Consider the following 17282-nt stretch of genomic DNA (forward strand, 5'->3'; position numbering starts at 1 on the left):
GCCGCGCTTCGCGCGGTGAGCCGAGCATGGCTCGGCTCTACAGGGAGCCCGCGCGGCATCCGGGCCGCATCGCTTGCGTCAGGTCAGATCAATCACGCGCCCGCCAACCACCACCTGCTTCAGGTGCAGTTCGGCGTCCAGTACCACCAGGTCGGCGCGGGCGTCGGGCGCGATGCGGCCGCGATCGCCCAGGCCCAGGTAGTCGGCTGGGAAGGTGGAAACACGTTGCGAGGCGTCGGCCAGCTCCAGGCCCACGCGCACCAGGTTGCGCAGCGCCTGGTCCATGGTCAGCGCGCTGCCGGCCAGTGAACCGGTCGCCAGTCGCACGCAGCCGCCGCACTTGTGCACGCGCTGCTCGCCCAGCGCGTACTCGCCGTCGGGCATGCCGGTGGCGGCCGTCGCGTCGGTCACCGCATACAGGCGCGGGATCGCGCGCGCGGCCAGGCGGATCACGCCGGGATGGATGTGCTGCAGGTCGGGAATGATCTCGGCGTACTGTGCATGCGCCAGCGCCGCCGCGGCGACGCCGGGTCGGTAATGGTCGACACCGGTCATGCCATTGAACAGATGGGTGAAGCCGGAGGCGCCGGCCTGCAGCGCAGCCACACCCTCTTCATAGGTGCCGGCGCTGTGGCCGAGCTGCACGCGGATGCCCATCGCCGAAAGCGCGGGAATCAGTGCGGTGTGCCCGCCGATTTCCGGCGCCAGCGTCATCACCCGGATCGGCGCCAGCGCGTGCAGCTGCTGTACCAGTGCCAACGTCGCCTCGATGGTGCGGTTGGGTTGCGCGCCCAATCGCTGGGGGCTGATGAATGGTCCTTCCAGATGCACGCCGACGATGCTGGCGGCGTCGGCATCGGGCGCCGCCATCGCCGCAGCCACGCCCTGCAGCGCGTGCTCGATCTCATCCAGGCCGGCGGTCATGGTGGTCGCCAGCAGCGTGGTGGTGCCGAAGCGCAGATGGGTGCGCGCGATGGTGCGCGCCACGTCGCCGCCCTGCATCAGGTCCACCCCGGCCGCACCGTGCACGTGCAGGTCGATGAAGCCGGGCAGGATCACCGGCAGCTGCAGGTCGTCAGCACCACTGTGGTCATCCACCTGCAGCTGGCGCACGTGTGAATCGAAGTGGACCTGGCCACGCCGCCAGCCCAGCGGGGTGAGGATGCGGCCATGCAGGGAACGGATGTCGGTCATGCGGGAGGCTCGGCAATGATCACTTCGATACCCAGCCGCTGCAGCCCTTCGCGGGTTGCGTCGTCGATGCCGGCGTCGGTGATGATGGCGTGGATCTGGTCGAGGCGGGCGATGCGGTGCAGGCTGACGCGGCCGAACTTGGAGGCGTCGGTCAGCACCACGATGCGGCGCGCGCGCTCGACCATGCGGTGGTTGAGGCGGGCTTCGGCCTCGTCGTGGGTGGTCAGGCCGAACTGCAGGTCCAGGCCATCCACGCCCAGGAACAGGGTGTCGAAGCTGTACGAGTTGAGGCTGGCCTCGGCCTGGCTGCCCTGCAGCGACAGCGACTGCTGGCGCAGCAGGCCACCGGTCAGCAGCACGGTGATGCCCGCGGCATTGGCCAGTTCCCAGGCGATGTTCAGGCCATTGGTCATCACCGTCACGTCGCGATGCGCGCGCAGGTGGCGGGCCAGCGTCATCGTGGTCGAGCCGGAATCGATGATGATGTTGTCGCCCGGCTGCACCAGGCGCGCAGCGCGCGCACCGATCGATTCCTTCAACGGCAGGTTCAGCGCGTCCTTCTCATGGATGTCCTGTTCCTGCGGCGGCGTGCGCACCAGCGTGGCGCCACCGTGGGTACGGTTGGCCAGGCCCTGCGATTCGAAATGGGTCAGGTCGGCACGGATGGTCACCGCCGACACGCCGAAGCGCTCGACCAGATCGGCCACCTGCACCGAGCCGTGCTCGATCAGCAGCTGCAGGATCTGTTGCCGGCGGGAGCGGGTGTTGCGCATGGCCATTCTCGGTGTCGCGGGGAAAGGTAGAGATTAGCCGTTCGCAGCAACGGCGGCAGCCGAACCTGTGTGGTGCGTGCGGGTTCCGGTCTGGTTGGCGCTGCAGGCACGGGCGTACTCGCCCAGGCACAGGCCGATACGGTGCTGCACCAGTGCTGTGGGAGTGTTGGCCAGGGCGCCTTCGCGCACGGCGCGGTACTGCTCCGGCAGGTACTGGCTGAGCAGCACCAGTGGCGGCGCGTGCTGTTCCAGGTTGGCGAACAGGGTCTGCACCGCCTGCACCAGCGCGGGCTCGCCCCAGTAGTAACGGCAGCGGTCGCTGAAGGAGTAACTGCGCAGCAGGCGCAGCGCGGCGTCATCGCCCTGGTAGTAGGACTGCCAGTACTTCGGCTGCGCCACCATCACCTCGTCCAGCACCTGCGGCAGGCGCGAGCACTGTGCCGCCGGCAGCAGTTCGGCCTCGATCGCGGCCAGCGCGAACAGCGCTTCGCGGTAGGCGAAGGTGGCCGCGGGCCCGACCTTGAGGATGGCGAAGTGGTCGCGCACCAGCGCGTGCAGGCCGCTCTCGCGCTGGTAGTCGGTGGAGTGCGCTTCGAACACGATGCGTGGCTGCTGTTCGAGGAAATCGGCCAGCGTACTGGCAGCGGAGGCGTCGTACTCGTGCACGCTGCTGTGGTCGAAGTCGACGCCCGGCTGCACCACCATCGCGATCACGCGCTGCCACGCATCACGCAGCTGCGGCGTGTCGAACGCCTGCTGGTGGATGGCCAGGGTCTGTGCGGCGGCGGCCGGCGTGGTCACCTGCAGGCCCTCGGCAAGCGAGGCTTCTCCACCGGGAATCGGCACCTCGGTACCGATCACGTAGACCGGCGGCGGCAGGCCGTGTTCGGCGGCGGTGCGTTCGGCGATCTCGGCCAGCTCGGCCGAGCGTGCGGCAACGATGGCATCGGGCAGCGGCACCGGGTCGTCGGCGCAGGACATGCTGCAGTCGAGATGGATCTTGTGGAAACCGGCGGCGACGTAGGCTTCGATCAGCACGCGCGCGTGGGTCATCGCTTCGGCCGCCGGGCGCTTCTGCCAGGCATTCGGGCCAAGGTGGTCACCGCCGAGGATCAGCCGCTCGCGCGGGAAGCCTTCCTCATCGGCCAGGGTACCGACGTAGTCGCGGTACTGCGGCGGGGTCATGCCGGTATAGCCGCCGAACTGATCGACCTGGTTGGAGGTGGCCTCGATCAGCAGCACGGTGCCATGCGCCAGGGCGACGTGCATGGCCGCGCGCAGCACCTGCTCGTTGCTGCAGCAGACGCTGTACAGGCCGACGTTGGCGCCGGCGCGGTGGGAAGCAAGCAGGGTCTGCAACGGGGACATGGTCAGGCTCCGGAGATCAGGAAAACGAGGGTTGGCAGGCGAGCAGGGCAGCGCCACGTGCGCCACCGGCATCGCCGAACCGTGGCGGCACGATCGGCGGGACCTGCACGCCATTGAACAGATGGGTGGCGATGGCGGCCGGCAGCTGCTGGTACAGCGGCGCGTACTGCGAGAGTCCACCGCCGAGCACGATCACGTGCGGGTCCAGCGCCAGCACCAGCGCGGCCAGGCTGTGGCCGAGCAGATCACGATGAATGTCCAGCGCCTTGCGCGCGCGGGCATCGCCGGCTTCGGCCAGCGTGATCACCGCACTGGCATCGACGGCGCTGCCTCCGAGGTGGCGTTCGATCATGGCCAATCCGCTGCCGGACACATAGCGCTCCACGCAGCCCTGCAGGCCGCAGCCGCAGTCCAGCAGCGGCAGGCCATGGCGCTGCAGCAGATGGCCGGGCACGCTCCAGTGGCCCCATTCGCCGGCCAGACCGTTGAAGCCGGACAGCAGCCGGCCCTGCAGACAGAAGCCACCGCCGGCACCGGTGCCGAGGATGGCGCCGAACATGCTGGGGTAGCCGTCGGCGGCGCCGCCGTGCGCTTCCGACAGGGCAAAGCACTGCAGGTCGTTGCCGAAATGCAGCGAGCGTTGCAGCCGCGCCTGCAGATCCTGCGCCACGCATTGACCGGTCAGTGCGGGCACGTTCGCGCTGAGCTGGCGGCCGCTGCGGCGGTCACGCACGCCGGGCAGGGCAATGCCGATGGCCGCATCATTCCGGCCCAGCGCGGCGTCGGCCTCGGCCACCAGCGTCACCACGGCCTGCAGGAAACCATCGTAGTCGCCCTGCGGCGTGGCCACGCGGCGGCGCCAGGTGACCTGCATCGCCGCATCGCACGCCACCAGCTCGATCTTGGTGCCGCCGATGTCGATGCCATAGCAGGCGTGGGCGATCAGCTCAGCCATGGTGGATGGTGACGCCCTTGACGACGCGGTTGACGGTGCCATCCGGGAACGGGTTGTCCGGGGTCAGTCCCAGCGCGGCCGAGCGCTGCAGCGCAAACAGCTGCGCGAAGCCCAGCCACACCGGTGCCAGCCACGGATCGTCCAGCGCTGGTACGGTGAGGGTGTAATCGTCATCGGCGCCGATATCCGAATGCGGACCGATCGCCAGCACCTGCCCGGCCACGCCATCGCGGCGCAGTTCTTCCAGCAGGTCCTGCTCGTAGCGGCGCGCGAGCGGCTGCACGCTGCGCAGCACTACCACCACGGTGTTGCCATCCAGCGTCGACTTCGGGCCATGGCGGAAGCCCAGCGGCGTGTTGGCCAGCGCCAGAACGCGGCCAGCGGTCAGCTCCAGCACCTTCAGTGCACACTCGCGGGCCAGCGCTTCCAGCGGCCCGCTGCCAAGGTAGATCACGCGGTTGAACGGGCGCTGCGCAAGCGTTGCCACTGGTGCGTCCCACTGCGCCTGGCCTTCGCGGGCCAGCGCGGCGATCTGCTTCAGGCGCGCCACGCGCGCATCCCACGGCGAACGATCGAACACGGTCAGCGCAGCCAGCAGCATGCAGGTCAGGCTGCTGGTCATGGCGAAGGCACGATCGCAGCTTGCCGAGGGCATCAGCAGGGTGCAGGTATCGGCACGGCCGGCGCCACGGCGGGCCAGTTCGCCATCGGCGTTGCAGGTGATATCGAGGAAGCGCGCGTCGTCCACGTCGCTGCGCACGCGATCCACCGCTGCCACGCTTTCCGGGCTGGAGCCACTGCGGCCGAACGACACCAGCAGGGTCGGTCGGTCACGCTGCAGGTACAGCGCCGGGTGGGTCAGCAGGCTGGTGGTGTGCACCACGCGCACATCGGCTGGCCATTGCGCGTTGATCGCGTCGGCCACCATTTCGGCGATGAAGCCGGAGCTGCCGGCGCCGGTGAACAGCACGCGCTGGTTGGGATCGTTGAGGCTGTCGCCGAGGAAGGCCTGCAGGCGGTCGCGGGCACGCGACAGGTCCTGTGCAAGGGCTTCCCACAGCGCAGGCTGCTGGGCGATTTCGGTAGCGGTATCGGCTCCGCCAAGGCGCTGCCAGGCGGACACATCGGAAAGCAGGGTGACGTCCATTCGGAGGTTCCAGTTGGGCCAGCGCACCATCTGCGTTTTCTTTCGAAATGTCAAATAGCGAAAGTAAAAAGAAAGAAAATGGCGTGGTGGCTTTTCCCGCCAGGGAGTGCTCGGGGAAACGAAAGAACGGGCCGGATGCCGTATCGCACAATGCTTAACAGGCGCCTGCAAGCGATTACACAAAGTGTTGCGACGCAGCAACTTTCGTTTCAATGGAATATATCTTCCTTTTTCCTTTCAATTTGTTGACATCTTTCGAATCGCTGCCCTAGAGTCGGCCCAGTCGCTTTCGAAACGCCCGGTGAACGGGTTGGGAGTCCGCGTGGAAAACTGCGTTCGTCGCTCGCCGCTGATGCTGGCCCTGATGCCGGCCTTGATGCTGGCGTCCATGACGGCCCGGGCCGAGCCGGTCGGCAACCTGCGGTCGGTCAGCGCCAGCGCCAGCCGCGATGGCGTGCAGGGCTGGGACCTGCAGACCGACAAGGGAGCGCGCATCCGCATTGAACTGCCGGCGACCGACATCATCCGCGTGCAGGCCGGCCGCAACGGCACGTTGACCGGGGCCGGCGACAAGGCCGCACCGATCGTGCTGCCGCAGCCCAAGGCGAACGTGCAGGCGCAGCTGGAAGAAGACGCGCAGGAAATCCGCGTGCGTACCGACGCACTGGTCCTGCATGTGCAGCGGCAGCCGCTGCGCCTGCGCCTGGAACGTCTGGACAACGGCCAACCCACCGCGCTGTGGCAGGAACTGCAGCCGCTGGACCTGGAGGCCACGCAGAGCGTGCAGGTGCTGTCCTCGCAGGCCGATGAGGGCTACTTCGGGGGCGGCCAGCAGAACGGCCGTTACCAGTTCAAGGGCCGCGAGCTGGAAGTGTCCTATTCCGGCGGCTGGGAAGAGGGCGACCGCCCCAGCCCTGCACCGATGCTGCTGAGCAGCCGTGGCTGGGGCATGCTGCGCAATACGTGGAGCGATGGCAGCTACGACCTGCGCCAGCCCGACCAGGCCACGCTGCTGCATCGCGAAGACCGTTTCGACGCGTACTACTTCGTCGGCGCCGACCTGCCCAAGCTGATCGAGCGCTACACCCAGCTGACCGGCCGCCCGAACATGGTGGCGCGCTGGGCGCTGTCCTATGGCGATGCCGACTGCTACAACGACGGCGACAACAGCAGGAAGCCCGGCACCGTGCCCGAAGGCTGGAGCGACGGCCCGACCGGCACCACGCCGGATGTGATCGACAGCGTGGCCAAGCAGTACCGCGAGCACGACATGCCCGGTGGCTGGATTCTGCCCAACGACGGCTACGGCTGCGGTTACAAGCAGTTGCCGGAAACCGTGAAGGGGCTGGCCGGCTACGGCTTCCGCACCGGACTGTGGACCGAGAACGGCGTCGACAAGATCGCCTGGGAAGTGGGCAAGGCCGGCAGCCGCGTGCAGAAGCTGGACGTGGCCTGGACCGGCAAGGGCTACCAGTTCGCGATGGACGCCAACCGCCAGGCGTTCAACGGCATCCTCGACAATTCCGATTCGCGCCCGTTCCTGTGGACGGTGATGGGCTGGGCCGGTATCCAGCGCTACGCCGTCGCGTGGACCGGCGACCAGAGCAGCAGCTGGGATTACATCCGCTGGCACGTGCCGACCCTGGTCGGTTCGGGCCTGTCCGGCATGGCCTACGCCAGTGGCGACGTCGATGCAATCTTCGGCGGCAGCGCCGAGACCTTCACCCGCGACCTGCAGTGGAAGGCGTTCACGCCGGTGCTGATGGGCATGAGCGGCTGGTCGTCGAATGCGCGCAAGCACCCGTGGTGGTACGACGAGCCGTACCGCAGCATCAACCGCGACTACCTGAAGTTGAAGATGCGCCTGACCCCGTACATGTACGGGCTGGTGCACGAGGCCGCGCAGACCGGCGCACCGCCGGTGCGGGGGCTGATGTGGGACTACCCGCGCGACCCGCATGCACAGGATGAGACCTACAAGTACCAGTTCCTGCTCGGCCGCGACCTGCTGGTGGCGCCGGTGTACCGCAGCCAGGCCGCCAGCCGTGGCTGGCGCCGCGACATCCACCTGCCGGCCGGGGGGTGGATCGACTACTGGGACGGCCGCCGCGTGCAGGCCGGTGCCGACGGCCGCCAGCTGGACCGCCAGGTGGACCTGGCCACGCTGCCGGTGTTCGTGCGTGCCGGTGCGATCCTGCCGATGTACCCGTCGATGCTGTTCGATGGCGAAAAGCCGCTCGATGAAGTGACCTTCGACCTGTACCCGCAGGGCGATTCGCAGTACACGTTGTACGAAGACGATGGCAACACGCGTCGTTACCAGCAGGGCGAGTCGAGCACGCAGCAGATCCGCGTGCAGGCGCCGGCGCAGGGCAGCGGCCCGGTGCAGGTGCAGATCGACGCGGTGCAGGGCCAGTACAACGGCCAGCTGGCGCAGCGCCGCTACGGCCTGCGTGTGCTCAGCCGGCAGGCGCCGCGTGCAGTGCAGGCCGATGGCCGCGCCTTGCCGGCGCTGGCCGATGCCGCCGCCTTCAACAGCGCCAACGAGGGCTGGTACTTCGACGCGCGGGAGCGCCGCGGCACGCTGCATGTGCGCACCGCTGCCCAGGACATCCGCCAGCCACTGCAGCTGCAGCTGGACTTCGCGGTCGCTGCCGCAGTGGCCGATGATGCCTACCCGGCCGCGCCGGTGCTGGGCCGCGAACTGCCTGCAGACAGCCTGCTGGTGGTCAACCGCCCGGCCGAGGAGCCCGGTCACGCGCTGGAGAACGCCTTCGATGATGATCCCAACACCTGGTTCCGCAGCGTGCGCAACCAGGCCGTGCGCACCGGCGCGCACGAGTGGGTGATCGGCTTCGGCGAGCGCAGGATGATCGATGGCATCGACATCGCGCCGCGCAACGACAAGAACTGGAAGCACGGCCAGGTGCGCGATTACGAGGTGTACCTCGGCGACAGCAATGGCGAGTGGGGCGAGCCGATCGCCCGTGGCCGCCTGCAGCTGAAGGAAGGCGTGCAACGCATCGACTTCCCGGCCCATGCCGGCCGCCTGCTGCGCTTCCGCGTCCTGAGCGTGCAGAACCCGGAAGGCGACGGCGCCAGCAGCACCGACCCGATGGTGACGGCAGCACAGGGCAGTGCCCGCGCCTTCGATGCGTTGCAGCCGCGCGACGTCGGCCCGATCGCACTGTCCACCTTCCACATCCTCGAACACCAGGAACCGGAGCGACCGGCCCGGCAGCGCTATCTCTCCGAGCTGCCGGTGCCGGCCGCGCTGGCCAGCCAGCTGCGTACCGACCAGTCCTTCCGTGGCGACGCCGGTATGCGCATGAACGGCCTGCAGTTCCGCCGTGGCCTGGGGGTCGGCGCCAACAGCCGCATCGACCTGCGCCTGCAGGGCGGCTGGCACCTGCTGCGTGCCGACCTCGGCATCGACGACGCCTGCCGCAACGCCGGCGGCCTGCAGTTCCAGGTATGGGGCGACAACCGCCTGCTGTACGACAGCGGCCTGGTGAAGGCGCCCGGCGTGGTCAAGCCGGAGCTGGACATCCGTGGCCTTTCCACCCTGAGCCTGCGCACGCTGGGTGCGCAGGGCAGCCAACCCGCCCAGGTCTGTGCCAACTGGGCCAACGCCGTACTGATCGGCCAGGAGGGCGACTCCGCCAGCATCGTCGCCCCATGACCCCCACGTAACACCGCTCCTCCCCCGCCCCATCCCGACTACGGCCCTCATGGCCGTGGCCCGGGAGCGTTTTGCCCGCCGAACGCCCACGCGCTCACTCAGTTGCGCCGCACCCCTGCCAGGAGAGAACCCCGATGTTGCCCGCCCGCCACCACCGCCCCCCCTGCCGCTCGATCGCTCCGCTGACGCTGGCCATTGCCGGCGCGCTGTTCTCGCTTGCCGCTCCTGCCTTCGCCCAGGAGAGCAAGGACAACGCCACCGACCTGGCCCGCATCGAGGTCACCGGCTCCAACATCCGCCGCACCGACGTTGAAACCGCCTCGCCGGTGCAGGTGATCAGCAAGCAGGACATCCAGAACATGGGTGCGCGCACGCTGCTGCAGGTGCTCGACAACCTGCCGGCCGCACGCCCTGCGCAGCAGGATGCGCGCTCGCTGTTCACCGGTTCCGATGGTGCCTCGCAGGCCAACCTGCGCGGGCTCGGCGCACAGGGCACGCTGGTGCTGCTGAACGGTCGCCGCCTGTCGTACTACGGTGCGCCGGCCGGCTTCCAGACCCAGTTCGTCAACATCGATGCGATTCCGGCGGCGGCCATCGAGCGCATGGAAGTGCTGACCGACGGCGCGTCGGCCGTGTACGGTACCGACGCGGTGGCCGGCGTGATCAACGTGATCACCAAGCGCAACTTCCAGGGTGCCGAGATCAGCTTCACCAACGACACCTCCTCGCGCATCGATTCCTACGGTGAGCGCCAGGCCAGCATCACCGCCGGCTTCGGTGACCTGGCCGAGAACCGCTTCAATATCTATGGCGCGGTCAACATGTACCGTCGCGACGCGATTCCGCTGAGCGATTTCTACGACAAGCGTCCGGACCAGTACTACGTCAACAACCCGAACTACCTCAACAACCTGCGCCTGGGCGTGGGCAGCAAGCCGGGCGAGTTCAACCCGGGCACCTACTTCGCCTTCGATCCGGTCACCGGCCGCCGCGTGCAGGAAGCTGCGCCGGGCTGCAGGAACGTGCTGACCAGTGAAGCGGCCGGCCCGCGTTGCGTCTGGGAAACCTGGATGAACAACGAGATCGATGCCGGCGCCAAGTCCGAGCGCAACACCGCCTACCTCAACGGCACCTTCCTGGTCGGTGACAACACCGAGATCTTCGCCGAGGCGACCTACACCGACATCGACCTGCGCGCCAACGGCGGCACGCCGCGCACCTACGGCACCACCACCGGCAACCCGACCAGCTGGTTCTCGCGCAACACCGGCAACACCGTCAACCAGTTCCTGTACCCGTTCCTGGGCCCGAACAACGAGTACAACCACGCCAGCCCGCAGTTGAAGGCCATGATGGGCGGCGTGGTCGGCCTGAACTACCTGCTGCAGGATGCCGGCCCGAACTACTTCGGCCAGCGCAATACCGACAAGAGCTACCGCGTGCTGGCCGGTGCGCGTGGCAACCGCGGTGACTGGAACTGGGAGACCGCCTTCGCCAGCGCCGGTACCCACTCCACCACCTACCAGACGATCAACGTCAACACCAAGGGCTTCGAGAAGGCGTTCGGGCCGTACACGATCGATCCTGGTACCGGTCGGGTGATCATCTCCGACCACCCGGCGTACAAGTTCGGCGAGATCAGCGAAGCCAACGCCGCGTTGATCCGTGAAGCGTTCCCGACCTTCGACATCCAGTCGTGGACCCGCCTGCATACCCTGGACGGCAAGATCGAAGGACCGCTGTTCCAGCTGCCGGCGGGCGAGATGCGCGCCGCGTTCGGTTTCAACGCCAGCCGTGAGACCTTCTACACCCCGGGCAACGCCGATGCGGCCAATGGCCTGATCACCCAGCAGGGCGGCTCGTGGTTCGACGGCAAGCGCAACACCTACGCGCTGTTTGCCGAGACCGTGGCGCCGATCACCGACAAGCTGGAACTGGATGCGGCGGTGCGCGTGGACAAGTACCCGAACTTCAGTGCCAACGTGGCGCCGAAGATCGGCTTCAAGTACCAGGCGTTCGATCAGCTGATGCTGCGCGGCACCTATTCCACCGGCTTCCGCGCACCGAGCCTGGCCGAGTCCGGCAACGGCGGCGTGTTCGCACAGCTCGGTGGCTTCCGTGACGAACTGCGCTGCGGCGAGACCAACGCCATCGCCAACCTGCTACTGAAGTCGCAGCGGCCGGGTGACGTCGACCTCGGCAAGACCCTGCTGAACGTCGACTGCAGCCGCACCGTGGCGCGCATGACCCAGCCGAACAAGGATCTGAAGCCGGAGAAGGCGAAGATCGCCACCCTCGGCTTCGTCTACGAGCCGGCAACCTGGCTGTCGGTGTCGGCCGACTACTGGTTCATCTACCGTGACAACGAAATCGTCGCGCCGGACTACCGCCGCATGGAAGACATCATCTCGATGTCGCGCTCGCCGATCACCGACAGCGACCGTGCCAATCTTGCCCAGTTGGCGGCGATGTGCGCCGACCCGGCCAGCGGCGTGAGCTGCCCGGCCACCCTGCCGGGCTACTCCGCCGGCAACGTGGCCAGCGTGGTCGGCCAGTACAAGAACCGCGGCAAGACGCTGATCGACGGCTTCGACATCGACGCGCGCAGCCGCTTCTCGCTGGGCGACTGGGGCAGCCTGAACATCGGCCTGGCCGCCACCATCGCCAACCGCAACCGCTTCTATATGGACGCGGAGAACGGCTGGTACTACGGCGACGTGGTGGGCTACTACAACAACCCGCGCCTGCGTGCCACGCTCAATGCAGACTGGACCTACAAGCAGGTGACCACCAGCATGTTCGTCAACTACGTGGGTGGCACCAAGTGGGCTACCGACCAGATCGACGAAGAGAGCAACAACAAGGAAACCTGCACCGGCGGCTACCTGGCCCTGCAGAAGAGCAAGTGCGATGGTGCACCGTCGTGGTGGACCGCCAACATGAGCGTCACCTGGCGCCCGGACGATGCGTGGAACCTGAGCTTCACCGTCAAGAACCTGTTCAACCGCCTGCCGTTCTACGATCCGAACAGCTTCCTGGGTGACTCCAGTGACTACGCCACCATCTTCGGCCGTGGTTACAGTGTGACCATCGGCTACCGGTTCAAGTGATTCCGTTTGCGTGACCTGGCGTGCCGGCTGCGGCCGGCACGCTGCCAAGAGGAGAGATGTTTGCCATGAAGCGTAGGGAATTCATCGCGGCCAGTGCCGCTGTCGCCGCCAGCAGCCTGCTGCCACAGACCCCGGCATGGGCACGCGGGCGCAAGGTGCGCCTGGCCATGATCGGTACCGGCATGCGCGGGCTGGTGCTGCTGAAGGAGCTGGTACGCCGCGACGACGTCGAAGTGGTTGCCCTGTGCGACATCGAGCCGATCATGCTGGGCCGTGCCACAGAGATGGTGGCGAAGGCCGGCAAGCCCGCGCCGAAGACCTATGGCCAGGATCGTGATACCAACGCGTGGAAGCGCCTGCTGGAACAGAAGGGCATCGATGGCGTGATCATCGCCACGCCGTGGGAGTACCACGCACCGATGGCGATTGCCGCGATGCAGGCCGGCGTGGCCGTGGGCTGTGAAGTGGTGGCCGGCATCACCCTGCAGGACCACTGGGACGTGCTGAAGACCCAGCTGAGCACCGGCACCCCGTACATGCTGCTGGAGAACGTCTGCTACCGCCGCGACGTGATGGCGGCGTTGCAGATGGTGCGCCAGGGCCTGTTCGGCGAGCTGGTGCATCTGCAGGCCGGCTACCAGCACGACCTGCGCGGCGTGAAGTTCAATTCCGGCGATCCGAACCAGCCCTACGACAGCGGCGTGGAGTTCGGGCCCAAGGGCTGGAGCGAAGCCCGCTGGCGCACCGAGCATTCGGTGGAACGCAACGGCGAGCTGTACCCCAGCCACGGCATCGGCCCGTGCGCGATGTACACCGGCATCAACCGCGGCAACCGCTTCACCCACATCAATGCCTTCGCGACCAAGGCACGCGGCCTGCACGAATACACCGTGGCCAAGAGTGGCGGCACCACCCACCCCAGCACCCAGGTGAAGTTCAAGCTCGGCGACATCGTCACCACCACGCTGGCCTGCGAGAACGGCGAGACCATCCTGCTGCAGCACGACACCTCGCTGCCGCGCCCGTACTCGATGGGCTTCCGCGTGCAGGGCACCAAGGGTCTGTGGATGGACGTGAACCATTCGATCCACATCGAAGGCCGCAGCCCGCCGCACCAGTGGGAGGAGTTCAAGAAGTACCAGGACGAGTACGAGCACCCGCTGTGGAAGCAGAATGCCGATACCGCCGCCAGCGCCGGCCACGGTGGCATGGACTGGTTCGTCATCCATGCCTTCGTGGAAGCGCTGAAGGCCAAGGCACCGATGCCGATCGACATCTACGACGCAGTGACCTGGAGTGCGATCACCCCGTTGAGCGAGCAGTCGATCGCCAACAGCTTCCAGACGCTGGAGTTCCCGGACTTCACTGCAGGTGCGTGGAAGCAGCGCAAGCCGATCTTCGCGTTCGATGGTAAGTATTGAGGTTTACACCCTTCCACGCTGTGACGGAGACGCCGGGCACTGCCCGGTGTTTCTGTTTCTGGAGGCATTCGCCTTGTAGAGCCGAGCCCACGCTCGGCTGAATTTCCGACACGTTCCCCCCCCCTGAATCAGAAAACTCTGAAATCCGACCCACTCCACAGTTTCTGACTTGAATGTGTAAACGACATCGGAGATAACGTCCCCCATGCGGTCAGACCGCATTCCGGACCAGGGACGATCCGAAGCATGACGTGGTGAGGCAACCGCCCCACGTTCTCGTTCCTGCCGGTGCTGTGTTTGTCCAGGAAGGAGAACAGGGATGTTGGAACGACTGAAGACCATTTCGTGTGCCGCACTGGCGATGATCGCGCTGGGGAGCTTGGCTCCTTGGGCTGCGCAGGCGCAGGAGGTGCAGAAGAAGTGGGAGAGCTACCTGTCGATGGGCCAGCCGCGAGCCACCGAAGCGGCGGTGCAGAAGGACATCAAGTCGCTCTTTTCCCAGTACGAAAAGGACAAACCCTTCGATTGGCATGTCAAACGCCAACGCGTCCTTGGAAAGAAGGTCATCTACGATTACCGGGTGAGACCCGAGAAGATCGTTACTACCGACTGGGTCTACATCCACTCAGGGCAGGAGTACTCATCCGAAGATCAGATTCGTAGCGTGATCCTCGCTACCCGCGTCAGCGACCCGCAGTGCCCGGCGACTTCACTCACGGAGGATCCTTGGGTGGAGCTCCTCGGACTTGGCAGGGGCGACGACGGTAGCGTCACCAACGAGGAGAAGGATTTTCATTACACCTTGAACTTCTATCATCAGAGCACTCAAGAATGCTCGTCGATAGTGGGGTGGGAGCGTGTGCGCCGGGCCAGAACGGCGCTTTGTCCGAATCGACCGTCCCTGACGTGGAATGAGGCCCTGCAGATGTGCTCTCTGGTCCAGCAGGACGAGCCGCACATGTCGCCCATGCTCTCCTACACAAGCGGGCCGCTGCCGCCGCAGCAGTGTCCTGTTGGTAACCCGTGTGATCCGACCACTGGCGATAAATCCCAGCCTGAGCCGGATTTCAACCTTGGATGGGTGAGCTTCCAACGCCACTATCACTCCCTGACGAGCACGGCGGGCGGCGCGTTGGGTACGGGCTGGACCCATTCCCACAATCTGCGGCTTACCGCAGGCGTAGACGATTCCACCTTCCCTCCCAGCTCCGAACTGAAAGTTGGGCTGATCGGCGCCGATGGCGGGCAGACCGCATTCCAGAAAGTGGGGGCAAGCTACGAAGCCATGGACGGAAGCGGCGATCGCGCGGTCCAGCAGGGCACCAACTGGCAACTTTCACGTGCCGGAGAGCGCATTTATTTTGATGCTGATGGCTTGATGCAGCGCCGCGATTTTGAAGACGGTACTTCGCTGACCTATGCACACGACAGCCGCGGCCGCCTGCTCAGCATCACCCATTCAACCGGCCGACGCGTGGACGTCCAGTACCTCGCGCCGGGCGACGATTCACTGATCTCGGCCCTGGTGATCGCCGGCCAGCCTGTGGTGAGCTACGCCTACTCCCCGGCCGGGGAACTGATCACCGCGACCTATGCAGACGGTGCCAGCCGGACGTATCACTATGAGGACGCCCGCTTCCCAGGCTACCTGACCGGCGTGACCGCCGAAGACACCCGGCGCTACAGCTGGTACGGCTACGACGCCAAGGGACGGGTCACCTGCAGCCGTCACTCCGGCGACTGCAGTCAGGCCGACGTAGGCATTGATGGCGTGCGCCTGGAGTACACCCCGGCAGGAACCACCACCGTCACCGACGCACTGGGCAAGCAGAGCACCTACGCCTTGACCGCCATCGGCTCCAGTGGCCTTCCGCGCAAGGTCAACGGCATCACCGAAAGCAACGGCAGCATCAGTCGCACCTATCTGCCCGAGGGCACCGATTTCCGGCGTCGGCTTCAGTCGGTGACCGATCGCCGTGGCGTTGTTACCAACTACGCCTATGCCGAGGCCAGCGACGCTGTCGCAGGTGCTGTCAGCGTGACCACCACCACCGAAGCGGCCGGTACTCCGGACCAGCGCATCAGCGAAACGCGCGTGGCCATGGACAGCAATCGGCTGGTCCAGCAGACCGTTGGCAACCGTGAGATCCGCATCGCGCGCAATGCGCGCCTCCAGCCGACCACCATCACCGTGCGCGACAGGGTGACCGGTGATACCCGCATCACCACGCAGACCTACTGTGAGGCCGAAGGGCCGGAGTGCCCGCTGGTGGGACTGCTGCGTAGCGTGGATGGCCCACGCAGTGATGTGGCGGATGTCTCCACCTATGCCTACTACACCGCAGACGACGCGGGATGCGCGACCAGTGGTGCCTGCAGTTATCGCAAGGGCGACCTGCGCAGCGTGACCAATGCGCTGGGCCAGACGGTCGAGACCTTGGCCTACGACGCGTTCGGGCGGCCGTTGTCGGTCAAGGATGCCAACGGCGTGGTCACCGATTACACCTACCATGCGCGCGGCTGGCCGACCTCGGTGACCGTGCGCGGTGCCACCACAGCCGAGGACCGGGTGACCCAGATCAGCTACTGGCCGACCGGCCAGGTGCAGCAGGTCACCGAGCCGGACGGCAGCAGTGTCACCTATGTCTATGACGCCGCCCAGCGCTTGACCGATATTGCGGACAACAGCGGCAACACGATCCACTACGCATTGGACAACGCCGGCAACCGCCTCAAGGAAGACACGCTGGATGCAGGCGGCACCCTGCGCCGTACCCTGGCGCGGACGTTCAACACGCTTGGCCAGCTGACCGCGCTGAAGGATGCGGGCAACCACGCCACCGGCTTTGCCTACGATGCCAACGGCAACCCACAGACGGTGACCGATGCCCTGCAGCGCGTGACCAGCCAGCAGTACGATCCGTTGAACCGCTTGGCGCAGACCCTGCAGGACGTCGGCGGCGTCGCGGCGGAGATCCGCAGCCAGTACAACGCGCTGGACCAGGTCACCCAGGTCACCGACCCGAAGGGCCTGCATACGACCTACACCTACAACGGTTTCGGTGACCTGACCGGGCAGGTCAGCCCGGACAGCGGTGCCAGCAGCTTCACCGTGGACGCCGCCGGCAACCGCAAGACGGCTACCGATGCGCGTGGCGTCACCGCCACCTATCACTACGATGCGCTTAACCGCCTGATCGGCATCGCCTACCCGGACCCCAATCTGGACGTGGGCTACAGTTATGACGTGGCGCCTGCTGCGTGTACTGCCGAGGAGCGCTTCGCCAAGGGGCGCCTCGGGCAGGTGCTGCACGCCAATGGCAGCACCCAGTACTGTCACGACCGTTTCGGCCAAGTCACCCGGAAGGTGCAGACCGTCAACGGCGTTGCCAGCACGCTGCGCTATGCCTACAGCAAGTCGGGCCGTCTGACTGCGTTGACCTACCCTGACGGCAGCGTGGCCGACTACGTGCGTGATATCCAAGGGCGCATCAGCCAGATCGGTCTGACCCGGCCTGGCCAGGCGCGCCAGATCGTGGTGAACAACGTGACCTATGCGGCCTTCGGCCCGGCGACCGGCTGGACCTACGGCAACGGCCGCCAGCTGCAGCGTCCGCTGGATCTGGATTACC

Annotated in this window: 9 protein-coding genes; 4 read left to right on the forward strand and 5 right to left on the reverse strand. The window is 66.6% G+C overall.

What is annotated here, in order from left to right; genetic code table 11:
- Positions 1-78: 78 nt before the first annotated feature.
- From nagA to AB839_RS08720, 5 genes are read right to left on the reverse strand one after another with little or no spacing between them, the layout of a single operon-like run.
- Positions 79-1194, reverse strand: coding sequence for an N-acetylglucosamine-6-phosphate deacetylase (nagA, locus tag AB839_RS08700; protein ID WP_061479036.1), 1116 nt, complete (start codon positions 1192-1194; stop codon positions 79-81).
- Complete coding sequence (locus AB839_RS08705) at positions 1191-1967, reverse strand: DeoR family transcriptional regulator (protein ID WP_049417055.1); 777 nt, start codon at positions 1965-1967, stop codon at positions 1191-1193. Before AB839_RS08705 ends, nagA begins: the two co-directional genes overlap by 4 nt.
- A gap of 33 nt (positions 1968-2000) precedes the next feature.
- Positions 2001-3335 carry a D-tagatose-bisphosphate aldolase, class II, non-catalytic subunit gene (locus tag AB839_RS08710; RefSeq protein ID WP_061479037.1) on the reverse strand — a complete coding sequence of 445 codons (1335 nt, stop codon included), beginning with the start codon at positions 3333-3335 and terminating at the stop codon, positions 2001-2003.
- Positions 3336-3351: 16 nt separating this feature from the next.
- The gene (locus tag AB839_RS08715) at positions 3352-4290 is read right to left on the reverse strand and encodes an ROK family protein (RefSeq protein ID WP_061479038.1); all 939 of its coding nucleotides are present in this window, start codon (positions 4288-4290) and stop codon (positions 3352-3354) included.
- Complete coding sequence (locus AB839_RS08720; RefSeq protein ID WP_061479039.1) at positions 4283-5437, reverse strand: SIS domain-containing protein; 1155 nt, start codon at positions 5435-5437, stop codon at positions 4283-4285. The genes AB839_RS08715 and AB839_RS08720 overlap by 8 nt, the downstream gene beginning before the upstream one ends.
- 322 nt (positions 5438-5759) lie before the next feature.
- Between AB839_RS08720 and AB839_RS08725 the strand changes: the two genes are divergently transcribed.
- From AB839_RS08725 to AB839_RS08740, 4 genes are all read left to right on the forward strand, one after another.
- The gene (locus tag AB839_RS08725; RefSeq protein WP_061479040.1) at positions 5760-9119 is read left to right on the forward strand and encodes a TIM-barrel domain-containing protein; all 3360 of its coding nucleotides are present in this window, start codon (positions 5760-5762) and stop codon (positions 9117-9119) included.
- Between the two features lie 134 nt (positions 9120-9253).
- Positions 9254-12229, forward strand: coding sequence for a TonB-dependent receptor (locus AB839_RS08730; protein WP_061479041.1), 2976 nt, complete (start codon positions 9254-9256; stop codon positions 12227-12229).
- Positions 12230-12294: 65 nt separating this feature from the next.
- Positions 12295-13650 (forward strand): Gfo/Idh/MocA family oxidoreductase, encoded by a 1356-nt coding sequence (locus AB839_RS08735; protein ID WP_061479045.1) that lies wholly within the window; start codon positions 12295-12297, stop codon positions 13648-13650.
- Positions 13651-13969: 319 nt separating this feature from the next.
- On the forward strand, positions 13970-17282 hold a 3313-nt coding region (locus AB839_RS08740), incomplete at its 3' end, for a DUF6531 domain-containing protein (protein ID WP_061479046.1).

The organism is Stenotrophomonas sp. DDT-1 (genome assembly GCF_001580555.1).
GTDB classification, from domain to species: Bacteria; Pseudomonadota; Gammaproteobacteria; order Xanthomonadales; family Xanthomonadaceae; genus Stenotrophomonas; species Stenotrophomonas sepilia.